This window comes from Paractinoplanes ferrugineus (assembly GCF_016862195.1).
Lineage (GTDB): Bacteria > Actinomycetota > Actinomycetes > Mycobacteriales > Micromonosporaceae > Actinoplanes > Actinoplanes ferrugineus.
This window is the reverse complement of the sequence record NZ_BOMM01000050.1, coordinates 60,835-81,830: the sequence shown is the minus strand read 5'-3', so window position 1 is coordinate 81,830 and position 20,996 is coordinate 60,835. Positions and strand designations below refer to the sequence as shown.

The 20,996-nt window shown below is 72.3% G+C and carries 13 protein-coding genes; 10 read left to right on the top strand and 3 right to left on the bottom strand.

What is annotated here, in order from left to right:
- Window positions 1-3 precede the first annotated feature (3 nt).
- The 4 genes from Afe05nite_RS27570 to metH all read left to right on the top strand — a co-directional run bounded on the left by Afe05nite_RS27570 (window position 4) and on the right by metH (window position 6,697).
- Window positions 4-189, top strand: a complete 186-nt coding sequence (locus Afe05nite_RS27570) for a DUF6059 family protein (protein WP_203820136.1) — start codon at window positions 4-6, stop codon at window positions 187-189.
- Window positions 190-391: 202 nt separating this feature from the next.
- Entirely contained in the window at window positions 392-1,585 is a 1,194-nt protein-coding gene (gene metK, locus Afe05nite_RS27565; protein ID WP_203820135.1) for a methionine adenosyltransferase, read from the top strand.
- A gap of 30 nt (window positions 1,586-1,615) precedes the next feature.
- Window positions 1,616-3,067 (top strand): adenosylhomocysteinase, encoded by a 1,452-nt coding sequence (ahcY, locus tag Afe05nite_RS27560; protein WP_203820134.1) that lies wholly within the window; start codon window positions 1,616-1,618, stop codon window positions 3,065-3,067.
- A 12-nt stretch (window positions 3,068-3,079) separates the two neighbouring features.
- Window positions 3,080-6,697 carry a methionine synthase gene (gene metH, locus Afe05nite_RS27555; RefSeq protein WP_203820133.1) on the top strand — a complete coding sequence of 1,206 codons (3,618 nt, stop codon included), beginning with the start codon at window positions 3,080-3,082 and terminating at the stop codon, window positions 6,695-6,697.
- A gap of 63 nt (window positions 6,698-6,760) precedes the next feature.
- Here the strand turns inward: metH and Afe05nite_RS27550 are convergent, their stop codons facing one another.
- Complete coding sequence (locus tag Afe05nite_RS27550; RefSeq protein ID WP_203820132.1) at window positions 6,761-9,664, bottom strand: M4 family metallopeptidase; 2,904 nt, start codon at window positions 9,662-9,664, stop codon at window positions 6,761-6,763.
- Between the two features lie 200 nt (window positions 9,665-9,864).
- Here Afe05nite_RS27550 and Afe05nite_RS27545 point away from each other — a divergent pair, with 200 nt between their 5' ends.
- Window positions 9,865-10,923, top strand: coding sequence for a helix-turn-helix domain-containing protein (locus tag Afe05nite_RS27545; RefSeq protein ID WP_203820131.1), 1,059 nt, complete (start codon window positions 9,865-9,867; stop codon window positions 10,921-10,923).
- Here the strand turns inward: Afe05nite_RS27545 and Afe05nite_RS27540 are convergent.
- Window positions 10,920-11,522, bottom strand: a complete 603-nt coding sequence (locus Afe05nite_RS27540) for a TetR/AcrR family transcriptional regulator (protein ID WP_203820130.1) — start codon at window positions 11,520-11,522, stop codon at window positions 10,920-10,922. The genes Afe05nite_RS27545 and Afe05nite_RS27540 overlap by 4 nt on opposite strands.
- A 163-nt stretch (window positions 11,523-11,685) precedes the next feature.
- Here Afe05nite_RS27540 and Afe05nite_RS27535 point away from each other — a divergent pair, with 163 nt between their 5' ends.
- From Afe05nite_RS27535 to atzF, 5 genes are read left to right on the top strand one after another with little or no spacing between them, the layout of a single operon-like run.
- Window positions 11,686-13,233, top strand: coding sequence for an amino acid permease (locus tag Afe05nite_RS27535; protein WP_203820129.1), 1,548 nt, complete (start codon window positions 11,686-11,688; stop codon window positions 13,231-13,233).
- Window positions 13,230-14,033 (top strand): urea amidolyase associated protein UAAP1, encoded by an 804-nt coding sequence (locus Afe05nite_RS27530; RefSeq protein WP_239118230.1) that lies wholly within the window; start codon window positions 13,230-13,232, stop codon window positions 14,031-14,033. Before Afe05nite_RS27535 ends, Afe05nite_RS27530 begins: the two co-directional genes overlap by 4 nt.
- The gene (locus Afe05nite_RS27525; RefSeq protein ID WP_203820128.1) at window positions 14,030-14,629 is read left to right on the top strand and encodes an urea amidolyase associated protein UAAP2; all 600 of its coding nucleotides are present in this window, start codon (window positions 14,030-14,032) and stop codon (window positions 14,627-14,629) included. Before Afe05nite_RS27530 ends, Afe05nite_RS27525 begins: the two co-directional genes overlap by 4 nt.
- A 16-nt stretch (window positions 14,630-14,645) precedes the next feature.
- Window positions 14,646-18,137, top strand: coding sequence for a 5-oxoprolinase/urea amidolyase family protein (locus Afe05nite_RS27520; protein WP_203820127.1), 3,492 nt, complete (start codon window positions 14,646-14,648; stop codon window positions 18,135-18,137).
- Window positions 18,134-19,777, top strand: coding sequence for an allophanate hydrolase (gene atzF, locus Afe05nite_RS27515; protein WP_203820126.1), 1,644 nt, complete (start codon window positions 18,134-18,136; stop codon window positions 19,775-19,777). The genes Afe05nite_RS27520 and atzF overlap by 4 nt, the downstream gene beginning before the upstream one ends.
- 16 nt (window positions 19,778-19,793) lie before the next feature.
- Here the strand turns inward: atzF and Afe05nite_RS27510 are convergent, their stop codons facing one another.
- Complete coding sequence (locus tag Afe05nite_RS27510; protein ID WP_203820125.1) at window positions 19,794-20,963, bottom strand: TDT family transporter; 1,170 nt, start codon at window positions 20,961-20,963, stop codon at window positions 19,794-19,796.
- Window positions 20,964-20,996: the final 33 nt, after the last annotated feature.

The following is a 20,996-nucleotide window of genomic DNA, read 5'->3' as shown; positions in this document are numbered from 1 at the left end:
GCCATGTTCTACGACCTGGCCAGATGGTGCGGGCGGTACGTCTTCGAGGGACTTCTGAGCTACGGCATGATCGTTTCCGGTTTCCCCGGGTACGACATCGCCGAGGACCATCCGGAGCAGCCCGCGGCCGACGTGCCGATGTCCGCCACCGAACGGGAGTTGTGGGCTCAGCTCACCGACCTCCGGTAGACCCGCCGCACCCGCGCCGGCCGTCCAGCAGACGGCCGGCGCGCTGCTGTCCGGGCGCGGCGTGGTTGGCATCGCGACCGCGGCTTCGCGGACCCGTCAAGCGGCACTCCAGCGGTTCTTCAGGCCGGCCCCGAACCATGAACGGCGTTCGTCGACCCATCCCTCGCCCGGCCGTGGCCGGCCGGGAGACCCTGGAGGAAATGTGTCCCTGCGCCGGTTCACCTCGGAGTCCGTCACCGAAGGCCACCCCGACAAGATCGCCGACCGGATCAGCGACGGCATCCTCGACGCGCTGCTGGCCCAGGACCCGCGCTCGCGCGTTGCCGTCGAGACGCTGATCACCACCGGGCAGGTGCACGTGGCCGGTGAGGTCAGCACCACCGGGTACGCCGACATCGCCGCCGTCGTCCGGGAGGTGGTTCTGGGCATCGGCTACGACTCCTCCGCCAAGGGGTTCGACGGTGCCTCCTGCGGCGTCTCCGTCTCCATCGGAGCGCAGTCTCCGGACATCGCCAAGGGTGTCGAGCTGGCCCACGAGCACCGGACCGGGGCCACCGCCGACGAGTTGGACCGGCAGGGCGCGGGCGACCAGGGCCTGATGTTCGGCTACGCCTGCGACGAGACGCCGGAACTCATGCCGCTGCCCATCATGCTGGCGCACCGGCTCGCCGCCCGGCTCACCCAGGTCCGCCGGGACGCCGTGATCCCGTACCTGCGCCCGGACGGCAAGACCCAGGTCACCATCCAGTACGACGGCGACCGCCCGGTGCGCCTGGACACGGTCGTGGTGTCCAGCCAGCACGCGCCCGACATCAGCCTGGAGAACCTGCTGACGCCGGACATCCGCCGGTACGTCGTCGAGCCGGAGCTCGAACAGCTCGACCTCGACACCGGTGACTACCGGTTGCTGGTCAACCCGACCGGCCGGTTCGAGGTCGGCGGCCCGATGGGCGACGCCGGCCTGACCGGTCGCAAGATCATCGTCGACACGTACGGCGGGTACGCCCGGCACGGCGGTGGCGCGTTCTCCGGCAAGGATCCCTCCAAGGTGGACCGGTCCGGGGCGTACGCGATGCGCTGGGTCGCCAAGAACGTGGTCGCCGCCGGACTGGCCCGCCGCTGCGAGGTGCAGGTCGCCTACGCCATCGGCAAGGCCGAGCCGGTGGGCCTGTTCGTCGAGACCTTCGGCACCGCGACCGTGCCGGAAGAGCGCATCCAGGACGCCGTCCTGGAGGTCTTCGATCTGCGCCCGGCGGCCGTCATCCGCGACCTCGACCTGCTCCGGCCCATCTACGGCGCCACGTCGGCCTACGGCCACTTCGGCCGGGAGCTTCCCGGCTTCACCTGGGAGCAGACCGACCGGGTGGACAAGCTCCGCGCGGCCGTCAGCGACTGACCACCCGAAACCCGACCGGAAGGACTGTTCATGACGATCACCGAGCGCGCCCTGCGCGACTTCAAGGTGGCCGACCTCTCGCTCGCCGCCTTCGGCCGCAAGGAGATTCAGCTCGCCGAGCACGAGATGCCCGGTCTGATGGCGCTGCGCGCGGAGTTCGGCGCGTCCCGCCCGCTGTCCGGAGCCCGGATCAGCGGATCGCTGCACATGACGGTGCAGACCGCGGTCCTGATCGAGACGCTGGTCGCGCTGGGCGCCGACGTGCGCTGGGCCAGCTGCAACATCTTCTCCACCCAGGACCACGCGGCGGCCGCGATCGCGGTCGGGCCGGACGGCACCGCCGACCGCCCGGCCGGGGTGCCGGTGTTCGCCTGGAAGGGCGAGACGCTCGAGGAATACTGGTGGTGCACCGAGCAGGCGCTCACCTGGCCGGGGGAGCCGGGCCCGACCCTGATTCTCGACGACGGCGGGGACGCCACCCTGCTGGTGCACAAGGGTCGGGAGTTCGAGGCCACCGGCGTCCCCGACCCGGCAACCGCCGGCTCGGAGGAGATGGAGATCGTCTTCCGGCTGCTCGCCGCCTCGATCGCCGAGAACCCGGGACGCTGGACCGCGGCGGCCGCCGCCATCGTGGGCGTCACCGAGGAGACCACGACCGGCGTACACCGGCTCTACGAGATGGAGCGGAACGGCACGCTGCTGTTCCCGGCGATCAACGTCAACGACTCCGTCACCAAGAGCAAATTCGACAACAAGTACGGCTGCCGCCACTCGCTCATCGACGGCATCAACCGGGCCACCGACGTGCTCATCGGCGGCAAGGTCGCCGTGGTGTGCGGCTACGGTGACGTCGGCAAGGGCTGCGCCGAGTCGCTGCGCGGGCAGGGTGCCCGGGTCATCATCACCGAGATCGACCCGATCTGCGCCCTGCAGGCCGCCATGGACGGTTACCAGGTCCTGCGGATGGAGGACGTGGTGGCCTACGCCGACATCTTCATCACCGCCACGGGCAACAAGGACATCATCACCGGTGAGCACATGGCCCGGATGAAACACCAGGCCATCGTCGGCAACATCGGCCACTTCGACAACGAGATCGACATGGGCGGGCTGGCCCGGCGCTCGGACGTCACGCGGGTGACCGTCAAGCCGCAGGTCGACGAGTGGACGTTCGCCGACGGTCACTCGGTGATCGTGCTCTCCGAGGGGCGCCTGCTCAATCTGGGCAACGCGACCGGCCACCCGTCGTTCGTGATGTCCAACTCCTTCACCAATCAGACGATCGCGCAGCTCGAGCTGCACACCCGGATCGACAGCTATCCCATCGGGGTGCACGTGCTGCCGAAGCACCTGGACGAGAAGGTCGCCCGGCTGCACCTCGACGCGCTGGGCGTCCGGCTGACCACGCTCACCGACGAACAGGCCGGCTATCTCGGCATCCCCGCCGAGGGTCCGTACAAGCCGGACCACTACCGCTACTGACCAGGGAGCGACATGGATCCGGCCGGGCAGGACAGATCGTTGGCAGACCTCCTCCGTCGGCGCATCGCGGTGCTCGACGGCGCCTGGGGGACGATGTTGCAGGGTGCCGAGCTCACCCCCGAGGACTATCGCGGCGAGGTGATCGCCGGTCACCCCCGGGACGTCACCGGTGATCCGGACCTGCTCAACCTGACCCGGCCGGACCTGATCCTCGACGTGCACCGGCGGTATCTCGCCGCCGGCGCGGACATCACCACCACCAACACCTTCACCGCCACCAGCATCGGGCAGGCCGACTACGGCCTGGAACACCTGGTGCGGGAGATGAACGTCGAGGGCGCGCGGCTGGCCCGGCAGGCCGCCGACGAGGCCGGCGGCCGGTACGTCGCCGGGTCCGTCGGCCCGCTCAACGTGACGCTGTCGCTGTCGCCGCGAGTCGAGGACCCGGCCTACCGGGCGGTCACGTTCGACCAGGTCCGAGCCGCGTACGCGGAGCAGATCTCGGCTCTCGCCGAGGGCGGTGTCGACCTGCTGCTGATCGAGACGATCTTCGACACCCTGAACGCCAAGGCGGCCGTCGCGGCCGCCCGGGCGGTCGCCCCGCACCTGCCGTTGTGGATCTCCGTCACCATCGTCGACCGCAGCGGGCGGACCCTGTCCGGGCAGACCGTCGAGGCGTTCTGGCGGTCCATCGAGCGGGCCGAGCCGCTGGTCGTCGGGGTGAACTGCTCGCTCGGCGCGGCCGAGATGCGCCCGCACGTCGCCGAGCTGGCCGAGCTGGCCGGCACCTATGTGGCCTGCCACCCGAACGCGGGCCTGCCGAACGCGTTCGGCGGTTACGACCAGACGCCGGACGAGACCGCCGCTCTGGTCGGCGAGTTCGCCGCGGCCGGCATGGTGAACATCGTCGGCGGCTGCTGCGGCACCTCACCGGCGCACATCGAGCGGATCGCCGCCGCGGTCGGTGCGGCGGCTCCCCGGGTGATCGCCGCCCCGGCCCCGGCCACGCGGTTCAGCGGCCTCGAGCCGTTCGCCATCGGGCCGGACACCGGCTTCGTGATGATCGGCGAGCGGACCAACGTCACCGGTTCGGCCCGGTTCCGCCGGCTGATCGAGTCCGACGACTACCAGGCCGCGGTGGCCGTGGCGGTGGAGCAGGTCCGCGGCGGGGCCAACCTGCTGGACGTCAACATGGACGCCGACCTGCTCGACAGCGAGCGGGCGATGACCACCTTCCTCAATCTGATCGCCACCGAGCCGGAGGTCGCCCGGATCCCGGTGATGGTCGACAGCTCCAAGTGGACCGTGCTCGAGGCCGGCCTCAAGTGCCTGCAGGGCAAGGGGGTGGTCAACTCGATAAGCCTCAAGGAGGGTGCGGAGCGGTTCCTCGCGCAGGCGCGCCGGATCCGCGACTACGGCGCCGGCGTGGTCGTGATGGCCTTCGACGAGCAGGGTCAGGCCGACACCGCCGAGCGCAAGGTGTCGATCTGCGCCCGGGCCTACGACCTGCTGGTCGACCAGGCCGGCTTCGCCCCCGACGACATCATCTTCGACCCCAACGTGCTCGCCGTGGCCACCGGCATCGCCGAGCACAACGGCTACGCCAAGGCCTTCATCGAGGCGCTGCCGCAGATCAAGGAGCGCTGTCCGGGGGCCCGGACCAGCGGCGGCATCTCCAACCTGTCGTTCTCCTTCCGCGGGAACGACGTGGTGCGCGAGGCGATGCACTCGGCCTTCCTCTTCCACGCGGTCCGGGCCGGGCTGGACATGGGCATCGTCAACGCGGGTCAGCTGGCCGTCTACGCCGACATCCCGGCCGACCTGCTCGAGCTGGTCGAGGATGTGATCTTCGATCGGCGTCCCGACGCGACCGACCGGCTGGTCACGTTCGCGTCGACGGTCACCGGCTCCGGCACCAGGCGCGAGCTCGACCTCGCCTGGCGGGACGCGCCGGTCGGGGAGCGGCTCTCGCACGCGCTGGTGCACGGCATCGTCGACTTCATCGAGGAGGACACCGAGGAGGCCCGGCAGCGCCTGGCCCGGCCGCTCGAGGTCATCGAAGGCCCGCTGATGGACGGCATGAAGATCGTCGGCGACCTGTTCGGCGCCGGCAAGATGTTCCTGCCCCAGGTGGTCAAGAGCGCCCGGGTGATGAAGCGCTCGGTGAAATACCTCGAGCCGTTCATGGATGCCGAGAAGGAGCAGGCCCGCCTGGAGGGCCGGGCCGACACCGGCCGCGGGCAGGGCAAGGTCGTGCTCGCCACGGTCAAGGGCGACGTGCACGACATCGGCAAGAACATCGTCGGCGTGGTCCTGGGCTGCAACAACTACGAGGTCATCGATCTGGGCGTGATGGTGCCGGCGGCGCGGATCCTGGACGCGGCCGTGGCCGAGGGCGCCGACGTGATCGGGCTCTCCGGGCTGATCACGCCGTCGCTTGACGAGATGGTCACGGTCGCGGCCGAGATGCAGCGCCGGGGGCTCAAGCTGCCGCTGCTGGTCGGCGGGGCGACGACCTCGCGGCAGCACACGGCGGTGCGGATCGCGCCCGCCTACGACCGGACGACCGTGCACGTGCTCGACGCGTCCCGGGTCGTCGGGGTGGTCGCCGACCTGCTCGACGGCAGCCGCGCGGAGACGCTCGACGCCGCCAACCGCATCGACCAGGACCGGCTGCGCGAGCAGCACGCCAACCGGCACGCCCAGCCGATGCTCAGCCTGTCCGCCGCGCGCGCCAACCGCGAGAAGGTCGACTTCAGCGACCTGCCGACGCCGGCGTTCACCGGCCTGCGCACGGTGGAGCCGGACCTGACCGCGCTCCGCGAGATGATCGACTGGCAGTTCCTGTTCCTGGCCTGGGAGCTCAAGGGCAAGTTCCCGGCCATCCTGGCCCAGCCGGTCGCCCGCGACCTCTACGACGACGCCAACACGATGCTCGACGAGATCATCGCCAACGGCTCGTTCCAGGCCCGCGGGGTGTACGCCTATTGGCCCGCGCACGCCGAGGGCGACGACATCGTCCTGGACAACGGGGTCCGCTTCCCGATGCTGCGCCAGCAGACGGCCAAGCCCGAGGGCCGCGACAACCGCTGCCTGGCCGACTACATCGCCCCGCGGGGCGACCACCTCGGCGGGTTCGCGGTGACCATCCTGGGCGCCGAGACCCTGGCCGCCCGGTACGAGGCCGAGCAGGACGACTATCGGGCCATCATGGTCAAGGCCCTGGCCGACCGGCTCGCGGAGGCCTTCGCCGAGTACATCCACCTGCAGGCCCGCCGCGACTGGTTCGAGCCGGACGCCCGGCCCGAACTGGCCGATCTGCACGCGGAACGCTTCCGCGGCATCCGGCCCGCGCTGGGCTACCCGGCCAGTCCGGACCACAGCGCGAAGAAGGAGCTGTTCGAGCTGCTGGAGGCCGGCAAACTGGGCCTGGGGCTGACCGAGTCCTTCGCGATGACCCCGGCGGCCAGCGTCAGCGGCCTGATCTTCGCCCACCCCGCGGCCCGGTACTTCACCGTGGGCCGGCTGGCCAAGGACCAGATCGAGGACTACGCGGTCCGCCGCGACATGCCTGTCGACCAGGTCGAGCGCTGGCTGCGCCCCAATCTCGGCTACGAGCCCGCGGAGTAGGGCCGGCCGGCCCCGGGCCGACGCGCTGGGACCCCCGGGGGAGGGGTCCCAGCGCGCCGCGTGTCACTTGCAGGTCCGGGCTCCCGTCGCGTACGCCAGGCCGAAGCCGGACGCCGACGAGTCCATGAAGATCACCTCGCGCCCCTTGCCCGCTGTCGCGTACATCTGCGCGCCCGGGCTGCACGACGCCGGACCGAGGTACCGGCCTTGGAAGGTGTACTGCTTGAGCTTCGGGTTGAGCGAGTTGTCCGGGTAACCGCCGTTCTCCATCCAGGCGGCCACCGGCGCCTGGACGGTGATGGTCAGGGTCGAGTCGGACAGCGCGACGGTGTCGGCCCGGACCGCCTGCGGCGAGTTCTCCTCGAACAGCAGGTGGCTGGTGCGGGTGGCGAAGTCGAAGAGCCGCACGGAGTCGTTGTACGTCCCCTGGCTCCACTCGCCGTCGACGATCGTGCCGTAGTCGCGGTCGGTCATCCAGGCGACGCCGGTGCTGGACAGGTCGGGGTAGCTCATCCGTTCGGCGCCGGCGTCGCCACCGGCGTACGTGGTCCGCCCGGTCCGGACGTCGTGCACCTCGACGCCCAGCGACCAGGTGTGCCCGGCGGCGTCGGGCTGCGCGTAGTTCTCGTAGCGGACGTAGGAGATCCGGCCACCCGTGACGGTGGGCGCCGTCGCGCTGCCGATCCAGCCGGGATGGGCCAGGGTGTGCACGGTCGGGGAAGTGCCGCGCAGGTAGCGCACGACGTCGAGGTATCCCTGCGTCGTGTCGTACTGGCTCCAGGCGACGACGTCGCCGTCGAAGCCCAGGCCGTCGATGCGTTCCGGGGAGCGGTAGAGCTCCCGGACCGGCCCGCCGCCGACGGCCGCCGACAGGATGCGGTTGGTCTCCCAGGTCGGCGAATCGGGGTCGGCCGCGACCGACAACCAGACGACCCGCTTGCCGTCGGTGTGCGGGAAGCTGTGCACGCTGCCGTCGTCCGGGGAGATCCGGTACGGCGTGCCGCTGCCGTCGGTGCGGCCCACCCAGATCGAGGTCGGCTGGGTGCGGTTGGCGTCCGAGCGCGGCACGGTGAACCAGCCGCCGGCCATGCTCGCCTTCATGTCGGCGTACATGCCGGTGTTGAGCCGGTCGACGAGCACCTCGGTGCCCTTGCCGTACAGGCCGGCCCGCCACTTCGCGGTGATCCCGCGCGAGTCGAACGCCGTGCGCACCACCGAGAGGTCGGTCCGGCTCAGCCGGAACGACCGGGCCGAGGCGAGCACCGCGTCGCGGGCGTCGACGAAGTCGGACATGGGCGTCAGGTAGTCGGTCAGGGCGCGGTAGACGACCTTGTCGGCGACCGTCTTGCCGAGCTTCTGCCGCAGGTCCCACAGGGCGCCGGAGACGATCGTCGAGTTGAGGTGCACCCCGCCGTCGTCCATCGTCGGCGTGTCGATGAGGTGCTGGAAGTCGGCCGTGGTGGCGCCGTCGTCGAGGTCGCGCAGGGCGCACCGGGCGGGGGTCAGCGTGCGGCACAGGTCGCCGCCGAGCAGGCTCGCCTGCGGGTCGGTCATCGACAGGCCCGACGCGTCGACGTCGAGGGCGTTGCCGAAGTAGTCGGCGATCGCCTCGTTGAGCGCGCCGGGCTGCCCGGCGTAGACGAGGTTCGCGGTGTGCTCGACCACGCCGTGGGTCATCTCGTGGCCCACCACGTCGGGGTCGGCGGCCAGCGGCAGATATTCGGCGTCGCCGCTGCCGTACACCATGCGGGTGCCGTCCCAGTACGCGTTGACCCAGGGCGAGCCGCCGTAGGTGATGCCGACGATCGAGTCGATCGGCATGCCGTCGTCGTCGAGGCTGTCGCGGCCGAACTCGGTCCGGTACCAGTCGACCACCTTCGCGGCGTCCCAGGCGGCGTCCACCGCGCCGGCCTCGGTCAGGTCGGCGCCCAACGTGGTCGACGCCGACGCGAACGGTGCCAGGCCCTCGGGCCACTGGCCGCCGGCCAGCTCGTAGTAGTCGCGGCCTCGGGCGTCCCAGGTGGTGATCGGGACCGGCCGGGACAGGTCCTTCATGAGGTAGGTGCCGGTGTCGGACCGCACCAGCGGCAGCGACACGGTGGCGCCGTGCAGCGTGGTGCCCTGGCCGGCGGCCGGCGTCGCCCCGGTGCCCGCCCCGCTCCCCTTCGCCGGGGCCGGCGGCGCGGCCGCGGTGCCGGCCCCGGCCAGAGCGGCCGACTGCCGGCCGGTGAGGAAGGTCTTGATCCGGCTGACGCTCAGCAGCGACACCCCGGTCGTGGCGCTCACGTAGACATCGCGCAGCACGGGCGCTCCCGAGACGACGTCCTTGCCGGCGACGAGCACCCGCCGGGCGAGCACACCGGTGCCGGTCGGCATGACGAGCAGACCCTGGTCGGTGCCGGTCAGATCGGTCGGCGCCGAACCGGGACGCGGCGCGGCCGCCACGACCGCGGCGGCCGGGTGCAGGCTGCGCCGGACCTCCTCGACCGCGCGGGAAACGGCAAGGGTGGCGGGAATCGGGGTGACGCTCGTGTCGACGGCGAGGCGGGTGAAGTAGCTGCCCGAGGTTCCGGTCACCGTGCGCTCGCCGGCCGCCTTCCGGGTGCGCACCACGTATTGGGCGCCGAATACGGGCAGGCCCTTGTAGGTCTGGTTCAGCCGGACGGTCTCCCGGTCGCCCCGCGTGTCGACGCCGGCCGTGGTGAGCGTGCCGGCCGGGTCGCTGATCTTGTAGCGGTCCCGGTGGCCGGCGAGGTGTGCCTTGGCGGCCCGGTCCGGTGCGAGGGTGGCGTCGATCGGGTCGGCGACGTCGTCGACGAGCGCGGGCGTGTCCGTGGCGGGCGCCGCGGTGGCCGGGAGGGACCCCTCCGCCGACGGGGGCGCCGCGTTCGCGGCCTGGGCGGTGCCGGCGAGGACGGCCGCCGTCGCCAGCACGGCGATTGCGGGAAGTGCCCTGGATCTAGGCAATGGATGCTCCTGCGAGATCGTGGAACAGGCTCCGGTGCGCCCAGCTCACCCCGGTGCCCGGGGGCGCCACAAGGACGAGCTTGGGCAAGTGCGCAAGTGCGCAGATCCACGTCCGGTGGTTTCTTACACATCCGTAATCACCGATTCATCAGAGCGAGAGGCCCCCCGCGCATGCTCGGGTCCGGGGGGCACACAGACGTATGGACGAACGCGATATCCCGTGGTCGGCGACCGGTCTCGATCCGCTGGCCGGGCGGGTGCTGGAGCACCTGGTGGCAGTGCGGTCGGCGGACCGGGACGAGGTGGCGTCCGCGGCCGGGGTGTCACCGGCCGAGGCGGATCGAGCGTTGCGGGACCTCGCGGACTCGGCGCTGGCATCGCCGACCGGTGGGGCGGTGCCGCGCTGGGCGGCCGCGCCGCCGCGCCCGTCGCTGAGCGCGCTGCTGGCCCGGCGGCGTGCCGAACTGGCCCGGGTCGAGGATCTCGTGGAGCGACTCTCCGAAGTGCACGAGGCGGTGTCGGGGCCGCGCGCCGCGGATCTGGCCGAGCTGCTCACGAGCGAGGTCGAGGTGCCGGCCCGCTATCGCCAGCTGCTTGCCGCGAGCTCGTTCGAGGTGCTGCATCTGGCGAAGCCGCCGTACGTGCTGGGGCCCTCGGTGTCGGCCGAGGCGGTGGCGGTGGCGCCCGGGGTGCGGATGCGGTCGGTGTACGAGACGGACGGGTTCACCGACGCGGTGTCGCTGCGGACCGCGCTGCGCGGCACGGGACAGGGCGGGAAGCTGCGGTTGACCTCGCAGATCCCGGTGAAGCTGGTGATTTTCGATCGCGCGGCCGCCCTGCTGCCGGTGCGGGGGGACCGCCCGTCGGCGGGCTCGCTGGTGGTGCACTCGCCGGGACTGGTGACGGCGCTCGTCGCGCTGTTCGAGAGCTTCTGGGAGCGGGCCGAGCCGGTGTCGCTGACCAGGCGACGAGACCCGCCGGACGCCGCCGGTGGACCGCCCGGCTCGGGGCGGGACCTGCGTACGCGGGAGATCCTGCGGATGATGGCGGCCGGGATGAAGGACGAGACGATCGCCCGGATCCTCGACGTCAGCCGGCGGACCGTTCAGCAGCACATCAGCGACGCCGGGGCGGTGCTCGGCGCCCGGACCCGCTTCCAGATCGCGGTGCTGGCGACGAAGCGGGGCTGGCTGAGCGAGCCGGCCGACAGCGGGCGGCAGCCCGAGTCATTGCAGCCCGAGTCATTGCGGGCCGGTTAAGCGGCGCCGAGCAACCGCAGGGCGGCGTCGGCCACCGCGTCCTGCAGGGCGTCCGCCGGCGGGAGCGTCGAGAGGTCCCGGCGCATGCCGATGACGTTCTCCGCCAGGCCGAAGATGAACTCGCCGGTGAGCGCCGAGCCGCCGGCGGCCGCGGTCAGCGATCGGTAGACGGCGCGCAGCGCCTCGCGTTCGCGGCGGAACTGGGCGAACGGCTCGGACGCGATCTCCGGTAGGGCGTAGAGGATGCCGATGTTCCACGGTGCCGCGAGCAGCACCCCCACGTCGTAGTGGACCAGGGTGTGCAGGGCGTCGGCGGGGGAGCGGGCCGACAGCGAGGCGGCGAAGGTCAGCGACGGTCGTACCGTCGACTCGAGCAGCTCGGCGAGGATCTGTTCCTTGTTGGCGAAGTGGTAGTAGAGCGACGCCTGCCGGATCCCGACGCGCTCGGCGATCAGCCGGGTCGAGGTGGCCGCGTACCCGCGGGAGGCGAACAGCTCGGCGGCGGCGTCCAGGATCTCTTCGCGGGCGGTGGCCGCGGGCAGGCGCCGGGCGCCGGAGCGGGGCCGGCCGACCGGGGCGGCGGAGGTCGGGGAGCTCACGCCTGAATGGTGCCACGCCCGCGGCGGTGTAACGCCGCCGATACATCCGGCAACTCAGGGTTTACGGCCGGGAAACCGCCGCCGTTCTCCTCCCCGGAAATCTGTCAACTGACAGAAATTGACCCCTGAGGAGGCGGTCGTGTCCCCAACCTCTGCTCCGCCCGTGCCCTCCAAGACCGACGCCGACGCCGCCGACCTGCGCGGTTTCGGTTACGAGCCACAACTGCACCGCCGGATCGGCAGCTACGCCTCGTTCGCCGCCGGCTTCTCCTTCGTCTCCATCCTCACCACGGTCTTTCAGCTGTTCGCCTTCGGCTTCTCGTTCGGCGGCCCGGCCTTCTTCTGGACCTGGCCGCTCGTCTTCCTCGGCCAGTTCATGGTCGCCCTCAACTTCGCCGAACTGGCCGCCCGCTACCCCATCTCCGGCTGCATCTACCAGTGGTCGCGGCGGCTCGCCAACGCCACCGTCGGCTGGTTCGCGGGCTGGGTCATGATCATCGCGCAGATCGCCACGGTGGCCGCGGCCGCGATCGCGCTGCAGGTGGTGCTCCCGTCGATCTGGGCCGGCTTCCAGCTGGTCGGCGGGGACCCGTCGCTCACCTCCACCACCGGCGCCACCAACGCGGTGATCCTGGGCTCCGCGCTGATCGCCGTCACCACCGTGATCAACGTGATCGGCGTCCGGCTGATGTCGATCGTCAACAGCGCCGGGGTGACCCTGGAGATCATCGGGGTGGCCGCCGTCGTGGTCCTGCTGCTCACCCACGCCGAGCGCGGGCCGGGCGTCGTCTTCGACACCGGCGGCACCGGCACCGGGCTGGGCTACGTCGGACCGTTCCTGGTGTCGGCACTGATGGCGGCGTACGTCGTGGTCGGCTTCGACTCGGCGGGCGAGCTCAGTGAGGAGACCCGCGACCCGCGGCACACCGCCCCGCGCACGATTCTGCGGGCGCTCGCCGCCGCCGGCATCGGCGGCGGCCTGATGCTGATCGCGGCCCTGATGGCCGCGCCCAGCCTGACCGACGGCCGGTTGGCCACCGAAGGCCTGCCGTACGTGCTGACCACCCGGCTGGGCGAGACCGGCGGGCGGATCCTGCTCATCGACGTGGCGATCGCCATCGCGGTCTGCACCCTGGCCATCCAGACCGCCGGCAGCCGGATGGTCTTCTCGATGGCCCGCGACGACGTGCTGCCGTTCTCGGCCGCGCTGCGCCGGGTGTCGCCGCGCACCGGTGCCCCGGTTCTGCCGTCGATCGTCGTCGGGGTCGGCGCCGCCGCGGTCCTGCTTGTCAACATCGGCCAGCCGGCCCTGTTCACCGCGATCACCAGCGTCTGCATCGTCCTGCTCTACATCGCGTACGCCCTGGTCACCGTGCCGCTGCTGATCCGCCGATGGCAGGGCTGGCCGGGCGGCGAGGAGGTGACCGGCACCGAGCGGGGCGGGAAGCTGTTCTCGCTCGGCCGGTTCGGGATCGTCGTCAACGCGCTCGCCGTGGTCTACGGCATCGGCATGATCGTCAATCTCGGGTGGCCGCGGCCCGAGGTCTACGACCCCGCCGGCGCCCACTGGTACCTGCACTACTTCGCACTGCTGTTCGTCGGGGGCGCCCTGCTCGCCGGTGGCCTGGCCTTCCTGCGCTACCGCACCCGCGCGATGGCACTGCACCTGCCTTTGCCGGCGGCGGTGCTCCCGGAAGGCGAGACGGCATGAGCGTGAGCACGGCTACCACCGCGGGGGCGCGGGACCACGCCCGCGCTCAGGCGGGCACCGTCGTCGAGTGCATGCCGACCGTGCCCGCCGGTGACGGCCTGATCTGGGCCGAGACCGTGCCCGGCGGCGGTTACGCGAGCAAGCGGCTGGCCCGCGGCAGCACCCTGCGACTGACCGACCGTGACGGCGACGCCTGTGTCTCGGTGCTGCTCTTCAACGCCGACGAACCGTGGGAACGGCTCAACGTCGCCGACACCGTGAAAGTGCTGTGGCAGGCGTACGTGGGGGCGGGCCATCTGCTGCTGTCCGATCAGGGCCGGGTGCTCGCCTCGGTGCTCGCCGGGGCGCCCGACCGCTCGGACACCTTCTGCGGCACGTCCACCCGGCTGCGCAACACCGAACGGTACGGCGACGGCAGCCCGCAGGGACCCACTCCGGCCGGGCGGGAACTGCTCACCCTGGCCGCCGCCAAGCACGGCCTGACCCGCCGGGACCTGCCGCCGAGCATCTCGTTCTTCCAGGGCGTACGGGTCGGCGAGGACGGCGGGTTCACCTGGCTCGGCTCGGCCGGACCCGGTGCGACAGTCGAACTGCGGGCCGAGATGCCGGTGACGGTGCTGCTCGCCAACGTGCCGCACCCGCTGGACCCGCGGGCGGCGTACACCTGCTCGCCCGTACACATCAAAGCCTGGACCGGAACGCCGGCCGCGCCCACCGACGACCTCTGGACGCGGTCGCCGGAAGGCGAACGCGCCTTTCTCAACACCGCCGACTACCTCACCGCCCGGGGGCTGCCGTGACTGTGCTCGACGAGATCGTGGCGGCGCGCGCACCCTGGTCCGCGATCATCCGCCGGGGTCAGGTGCTGACCATCGAGGACCTCAAGGGCAACCAGGCGGTCGACTGCCTGCTCTACAACGCCGACGACACCGCCGAGCGCTACTCGGCCCCGGACACCGTCGCCGCGCAGGGCAACATCTTCCTGACCACCGGCAGCGTGCTGCGCTCCAGCGAGGGCCGGCCCCTGATGACCGTGATCGCCGACGAGGTGGGCCGGCACGACACGGTCGGCGGCGCGTGCAGCCGCGAGTCCAACACCCTGCGCTACGGCCACCACACCAAGCACCAGCACGCCTGCGTCGAGAACTTCCTGCTCGAGGGCAGCCGCTGGGGGCTGGGCAAACGCGACCTGGTCAGCAACATCAACTGGTACATGAACGTGCCGGTCGACGCGGACGGCAGCCTCGGCATCGTCGACGGCATCTCGGCGCCCGGCCGGACCGTGTCGGTGCGCGCGGAGATGGACGTCCTCGTCCTGGTCTCGAACTGCCCCCAGATCAACAACCCGTGCAACGGTTTCGACCCCACGCCGGTCCGCATGGTCGTCACTGTCTAACCCGGAGGGCGCTCCCATGTTCGACACCCTGCTCGTCGCGAACCGCGGCGAGATCGCCTGCCGGATCATCCGCACCGCCGCCCGGATGGGCTTGACGACGGTGGCCGTCTTCTCCGACGCCGACCGGGCCGCCCCGCACGTCGCGATGGCCGACGTCGCGGTCCGGCTCGGCCCGGCCCCGGCCCGGGAGAGCTACCTGCTTGTCGATCGGGTGCTGGAGGCGGCGCTGTCCACCGGCGCCGGCGCCGTCCACCCCGGCTACGGCTTCCTGTCCGAGGACGCCGGGTTCGCCACCGCGGTCGAGCGGGCCGGGCTGGTCTTCGCCGGGCCCACCCCGGCCCAGCTCGCCTCGTTCGGCGCCAAGCACACCGCCCGGGACCTGGCCCGGGCGGCCGGCGTTCCGATGATCGAGGGGACCGGTCTGCTGTCCGGGCTGGACGAGGCCCTGGCCGCGGCCGACCGGATCGGCTATCCGGTGATGGTCAAGGCCACCGGCGGGGGCGGCGGCATCGGCCTGCAGGCCTGCCCCGACCCGGCCGCCCTGATGGCCGCGTTCGACCGGGTGGAGCGGATGGCCGTCGCCAGCTTCGGCACCGGGGGAGTGTTCCTGGAGCGCTACGTTCCGCGGGCTCGCCACGTCGAGGTGCAGGTCTTCGGCGACGGCGCCGGGGGAGTGGTCGTCCTCGGCGACCGGGACTGCAGCCTGCAGCGCCGCAATCAGAAAGTGATCGAGGAGGCGCCGGCGCCCGGCCTCCCGCCGCTCGTGCGTGAGCGGCTGCATTCGTCGGCCGCCGCGCTCTGCTCCTCGGTTTCCTACCGGTCGGCGGGAACGGTCGAGTTCGTCTACGACGCGGCCCGCGAGGAAGCCTCGTTCCTCGAGGTCAACGCCCGGTTGCAGGTCGAGCACCCGGTCACCGAGGCGATCTACGGAATCGACCTGGTGGAGTGGATGCTGCGCCTCGCCCAGGGCGACACCGGCATGCTTGCCGCGCCGCCTGCGGCGTCCGGCGCCGCGGTGGAGGCCCGCGTCTACGCGGAGGATCCCACCCAAGGTCACCGGCCCGGTGCCGGCTTGATCACCCAGGCGGTCTTTCCCCCGGATGTACGGGTGGACGGCTGGGTCGCGGCCGGGACCGAGGTGTCCACGGCGTACGACCCGATGCTCGCCAAGGTGATCGTGTCCGCGCCGACCCGCGCGGCGGCGTTCACGGCGCTGGGCGAGGCGTTGGCGCAGACCCGGATCGACGGCATCGAGACCAACCTGGGCCTGCTGCGGGCGGCCACGTCACATCCCGGTGTTCTGGACGCCACCCACTCGACGGCCACGCTCGCCGACGTGCACGACGAGGAGCCGCGCATCCTCGTCGAGCGGGCCGGCACGATGACCACGGTGCAGGACTGGCCCGGCCGGATCGGGCTGTGGGAGGTCGGCGTGCCGCCGTCCGGCCCGATGGACGACCTGTCGTTCCGGCTGGGCAACGAGGCGCTCGGCAACCCGGTCGGCGCACCCGGCCTGGAATGTACGGTGGACGGGCCGGCGCTGCGCTTCACCGCCCCCACCACGATCTGCGTGACCGGTGCCGCCGTCCCGGTCACCGTCGACGGGGTCCGGGTGCCGCGCTGGGAGCCGGTACCGGTGCCGGCCGGGGCTGTCCTCGACGTGGGTAAGGCGACCGCCGGCTTGCGCGCCTACATCTTGGTGGCCGGCGGTCTCGACGTGCCGCTCTACCTCGGCAGCGCGGCCACCTTCACCCTCGGGCAGTTCGGCGGCCACGGCGGTCGCGCCCTGCGGATCGGCGACGTCCTGCGCCCCGGCCCGGCCACGCGGACCCGTGGACCGGTGCCGGTCGGGCAGCGGCCGGCGATCCGCCGCGACTGGCAGATCCACGTCACCGAGGGCCCGCACGCCGCGCCCGAGTTCTTCCAGCGGGCCGACATCGACGAGTTCTACGCCGCGCGGTGGACCGTGCACTTCAACTCCGCGCGCACCGGCGTGCGGCTGATCGGCCCCAAGCCGCGCTGGGCGCGCACCGACGGCGGCGAGGCCGGCCTGCACCCCTCCAACATCCACGACACCCCGTACGCGGTCGGTGCCGTCGACTTCACCGGAGACGTGCCGATCCTGCTCGGACCGGACGGCCCCAGCCTCGGCGGCTTCGTCTGCCCGGCCACCGTCATCACCGCCGAACGCTGGAAACTCGGTCAGCTCAGCCCCGGCGACACCGTACGCTTCGTGCCCGTCTCCGACCTCGACTTCACCCCGCTGACCGCGACCGTCGACGACGGCGTGCTCGCCCGCGGCGAGGACGTGACCTATCGCCGCGCGGGCGACGACAACCTGCTCATCGAGTACGGCCCGATGACCCTCGACCTCGGTCTGCGCCTGCGCGGGCACGCCCTGATGGACCGGCTGCGCGCGGAGGGCCTCGACGGCGTGGTCGACCTGACCCCGGGCATCCGGTCGCTGCAGGTGCACGTGGACTCGGCGCGGCTTCCGGTGCGCAAGCTCCTCGGTCTGGTACGCGAGCTCGAAGGTCAGCTGCCCCGTGACCCGCGGGTCCCCAGCCGGGTCGTGCACCTGCCGTTGAGCTGGGACGACCCGGCGACCCGGGAAGCGATCGCCCGCTACATGGCCGGGGTCCGCGACGACGCGCCCTGGTGCCCCTGGAACATCGAGTTCATCCGCCGGGTCAACGGCCTCGACAGCGTCGACGACGTCCACCGGACCGTCTACGACGCCAGCTATCTGGTGCTCGGGCTCGGCGACGTCTATCTCGGCGCGCCGGTGGCCACCCCGCTCGACCCCCGGCACCGGCTGGTCACCACCAAGTACAACCCGGCCCGCACCTGGACCCCGGAGAACGCGGTCGGCATCGGCGGTGCCTACCTGTGCGTCTACGGCATGGAAGGCCCCGGCGGCTATCAGTTCGTCGGGCGCACCGTGCAGGTCTGGTCCCGCTGGCGCGAGGCCGGGGACCCGTGGTTGCTGCGCCACTTCGACCGGATCCAGTGGTACCCGGTCGGCGCCGAGGAACTGCTCGACCTGCGCGCCGACGTCGCCGCCGGACGGCACCGGCCGCACATCGAGGAGGGCGTCTTCTCCCTCGCCGACCACGAGGCCTTCCTCGCCGGCAACGCCGCCTCCATCGCGGACTTCCGGGCCCGGCAGACGGCGGCGTTCGGCCGGGAACGGCGGGCCTGGGCGGCGGCGGGCGAGTTCGACCCCCGCCCCGAACCACCGCCGCCACCGGCCACGGCCGACGTCGCCGTGCCCGAGGGCGGCGTCCTCGTCGAGGCGCCGTTCGTGGCCAGCGTCTGGCGCGTCGACGTGCGGCCCGGCGACCGGGTCGAGGCCGGCCAGCCCCTGCTCGCCCTGGAGGCCATGAAACTCGAGACCGTGGTCACCGCGCCCCGCGCCGGTCTGGTCACCGACATCCTGGTCAGCGCCGGCGCGCAGGTCGCCCCGGGCAACCCGCTGGTCGTACTCGCCGGAAGGAACTCCCGATGACCCCGCAGGACCGCGTCCGTTCCGCTTACGCCGAGCTCGCCCTCGGTGCACGCCCCGAAGCGTGGATCACCCTGCGCTGCCTGCCGGACGTGCTCGCCGACGCGGTGACGGTGGCGGATCGCCTCGGGGCCGGCGCCACCCTGCCCCTGGCCGGCAAGCTCGTGGCGGTCAAGGACAACATCGACGTGGCCGGCCTGCCCACCACGGCCGGCTGCCCCGGGTACGCCTACACCCCCGAGCACAGCGCCCCCGCCGTGCAGCGGCTCGTCGACGCGGGCGCGATCGTGCTCGGCAAGACCAACCTCGACCAGTTCGCCACCGGCCTGGTCGGCACCCGCAGCCCGTACGGCGCGGTCCGCGACGTCCGCGACCCGGCCCGGGTCTCCGGCGGCTCCAGCTCCGGCTCGGCGGTGGCCGTCGCCCTCGGCATCGTCGACCTCGCCCTGGGCACCGACACCGCCGGTTCCGGCCGGGTGCCGGCCGCCTTCCAGCGGATCGTCGGCATCAAACCGACGTACGGCGTGATCCCCGCCGGCGGTGTCGTGCCGGCCTCCCGCAGCCTCGACTGCGTCACCGTCTTCGCCCGTACCCTCGCCGAAGGCCGCCAGGCGGTAGCCGTCATGAGCGATCCGGTCTTCCCCGCGGACGCCCCGCTCGCCGCGCCGCCGCACCCGGTGATCGCGGTGCCCGACCGCGACGAGCTGCCGCACCTCTCCGCGGAATGGCTGGACCACTTCGAACGGGCGTCGAAAACCCTGGAGAGCGCCGGGGCCCGGCTGCGCCCGATCCGGCTCGGGCCGTTCCTGGCCGCGGCCCGCCTGCTGTACGAGGGCGGCTTCGTCGCCGAACGGTACGCGGCGGTCGGCGCGTTCATCGACGAGCACCCGGACCAGGTCGACCCCACCGTACGGGCGATCATCGGCAACGCCCGCGACGTCGCGGCCCACACCCTCGTCGCCGACACCGAACGCCTGCAACGACTGCGCGCCGAGGCGATGGCCGCGTGGGGCGACGCCGACGCGCTCCTGCTGCCCACCGCGCCCTTCCACCCGACGATCGCCGAGGTCACCGCCGACCCGGTCGGCGTCAACGCCCGCGTCGGCACCTACACGAACTTCTGCAACCTGTTCGGCCTGGCCGCGGTCGCCGTGCCGGCCGGGATCGGGGTCCAGATCATCACCCGGGGCTTCGCCGACGCGGTCGCCGCCGACATCGCCGCGATGCTCGTCGGCCCGCAACCGGCCGCTCCCTACTCGACCGGGCTGCCGTTGCTGGTGGTGGGCGCGCACCTGACCGGGCAGCCACTCAACCACCAGCTCACCGCGGCCGGCGCCCGGATGCTCGGCGAGGTCCGCACCGCCCCGGAATACCGGATGCACGCCCTGCCCACCGCACCGCCCAAACCCGGCCTGCTGCGGGTCGTCCGGGGCGGCGCCGCGATCGCCGGTGAACTGTGGGAGCTGCCGCCCGCGACCCTCGGGCCGTTCCTGGCCGCGCTGCCCGAGCCGATGGCCCTCGGCAAGGTGCGGCTCGCCGACGGATCGGCGGTGACCGGCTTCCTGTGCGAACCGGCCGCCCTCGCCGGTGCCCCCGACATCACCGACCACGGCGGCTGGCGCGCCTATCTGGAGTCACGATGAACGCCGCCTCCGGGAGTCAGCCGACCGGTTTGAACAGGGTGCCGCGCAGGCTGCCTCGGGCGGTGCGCAGCGCCACGGCGGCCCAGGCGGCGAGCAGGCCGGCATAGAAGACGACGGCGGCGGCGCGGAACACCGCCGAGCCGGTGTGCAGGGCCAGGCCCGAGGTGCCGGTGACGACCGTGCCGACCGGGAAGGTGAACGACCACCAGGTGAGCGAGAACGGCAGGTGGTCGCGGGCGGTGCGCAGGGTGATGGCGGCGGCCAGGGCGGCCCAGAGCAGGGCGAAACCCCAGACGGGTACGCCGTAGAGCACGCCGAAGGCTTGCATGGCATGTGCGTACGGGGCGGGCACGGCCGGCGCGGCGACCCCACCGAGCAGGTTCGCCGCGGTGATCGACTGGCCGAGCGGGCCCAGGACGATCCACAGGGTCGGCACCATCCGGGCCGGTCCGACCTTGTGCTGGGCGAGCCGGTGCCAGATCAGCGTGATGATGATGAGCGAGGCGAGCAGGCTGAGCCCGAACATGGCGTAACAGGCCAGCACCAGGGTCTCCCGGAGCTGCCCGGCCGGGGTGTGCGGGACGAGCAGGGCGCCGGTCGAGGCCGACACCATCGGCGGGACGACGGGCATCAGCCACCCGCCGAACGCGCTGCGCCCGTCGACCCCTTCGTGGCGGGTGAACTGCAGGTACGGCACCGAGGCGGCGGTGAACAGGCCGGCCAGGGTGCCGGCGGTCCAGAGCACCCAGTCGATGCCGAGCGCGGCGTGCAGGCCGATGACGTCACGGCCCAGCAGCAGGGTGCCGGCGCCCACGGTGAGCATCGCCATCGGCGGAGCGCCGTAGAAGTGGGCCATGATCGGGTCGGCGTGGTGTCCGCGCGCGGTGCGGGGGTGCCGCGTCCAGTGCGCGACGGTGGCGGCGGTCAGCGCGACAAGCATCAGCGCGGCGAGCGCCCACCCGGCGGTGGCGACGGCTCGCAGGCCGGGGAACTGCAGCGGCAGCGACGCCGCGGCGGTGGCCACGATGCCGGTGCCCATGATCGACGCGTACCAGTTCGGGGTGAGGTTGGCCAGCACGTCGCGGGGGTGTTCGAGGTCGCGCAGCAGCCCGTAGCGGGCGAGCCGGTGCGGTTCCGGTGCGGCGTGGTGGGTCACGACCGGCTGGGGCAACGTCGAAGTGGTCATACCTGAACGATCAGGCCGGGCCGACCTGGACGG

What these genes read in the sequence shown, in the direction of transcription:
- Afe05nite_RS27570 (WP_203820136.1), top strand. Translation starts at nt 4, where the DNA reads ATGTTCTACGACCTGGCCAGATGGTGCGGGCGGTACGTCTTCGAGGGA.
- ahcY (WP_203820134.1), top strand. Translation starts at nt 1,616, where the DNA reads ATGACGATCACCGAGCGCGCCCTGCGCGACTTCAAGGTGGCCGACCTC.
- metH (WP_203820133.1), top strand. Translation starts at nt 3,080, where the DNA reads ATGGATCCGGCCGGGCAGGACAGATCGTTGGCAGACCTCCTCCGTCGG.
- Afe05nite_RS27545 (WP_203820131.1), top strand. Translation starts at nt 9,865, where the DNA reads ATGGACGAACGCGATATCCCGTGGTCGGCGACCGGTCTCGATCCGCTG.
- Afe05nite_RS27530 (WP_239118230.1), top strand. Translation starts at nt 13,230, where the DNA reads ATGAGCGTGAGCACGGCTACCACCGCGGGGGCGCGGGACCACGCCCGC.
- Afe05nite_RS27520 (WP_203820127.1), top strand. Translation starts at nt 14,646, where the DNA reads ATGTTCGACACCCTGCTCGTCGCGAACCGCGGCGAGATCGCCTGCCGG.
- atzF (WP_203820126.1), top strand. Translation starts at nt 18,134, where the DNA reads ATGACCCCGCAGGACCGCGTCCGTTCCGCTTACGCCGAGCTCGCCCTC.
- Afe05nite_RS27510 (WP_203820125.1), bottom strand. Translation starts at nt 20,963, where the DNA reads ATGACCACTTCGACGTTGCCCCAGCCGGTCGTGACCCACCACGCCGCA.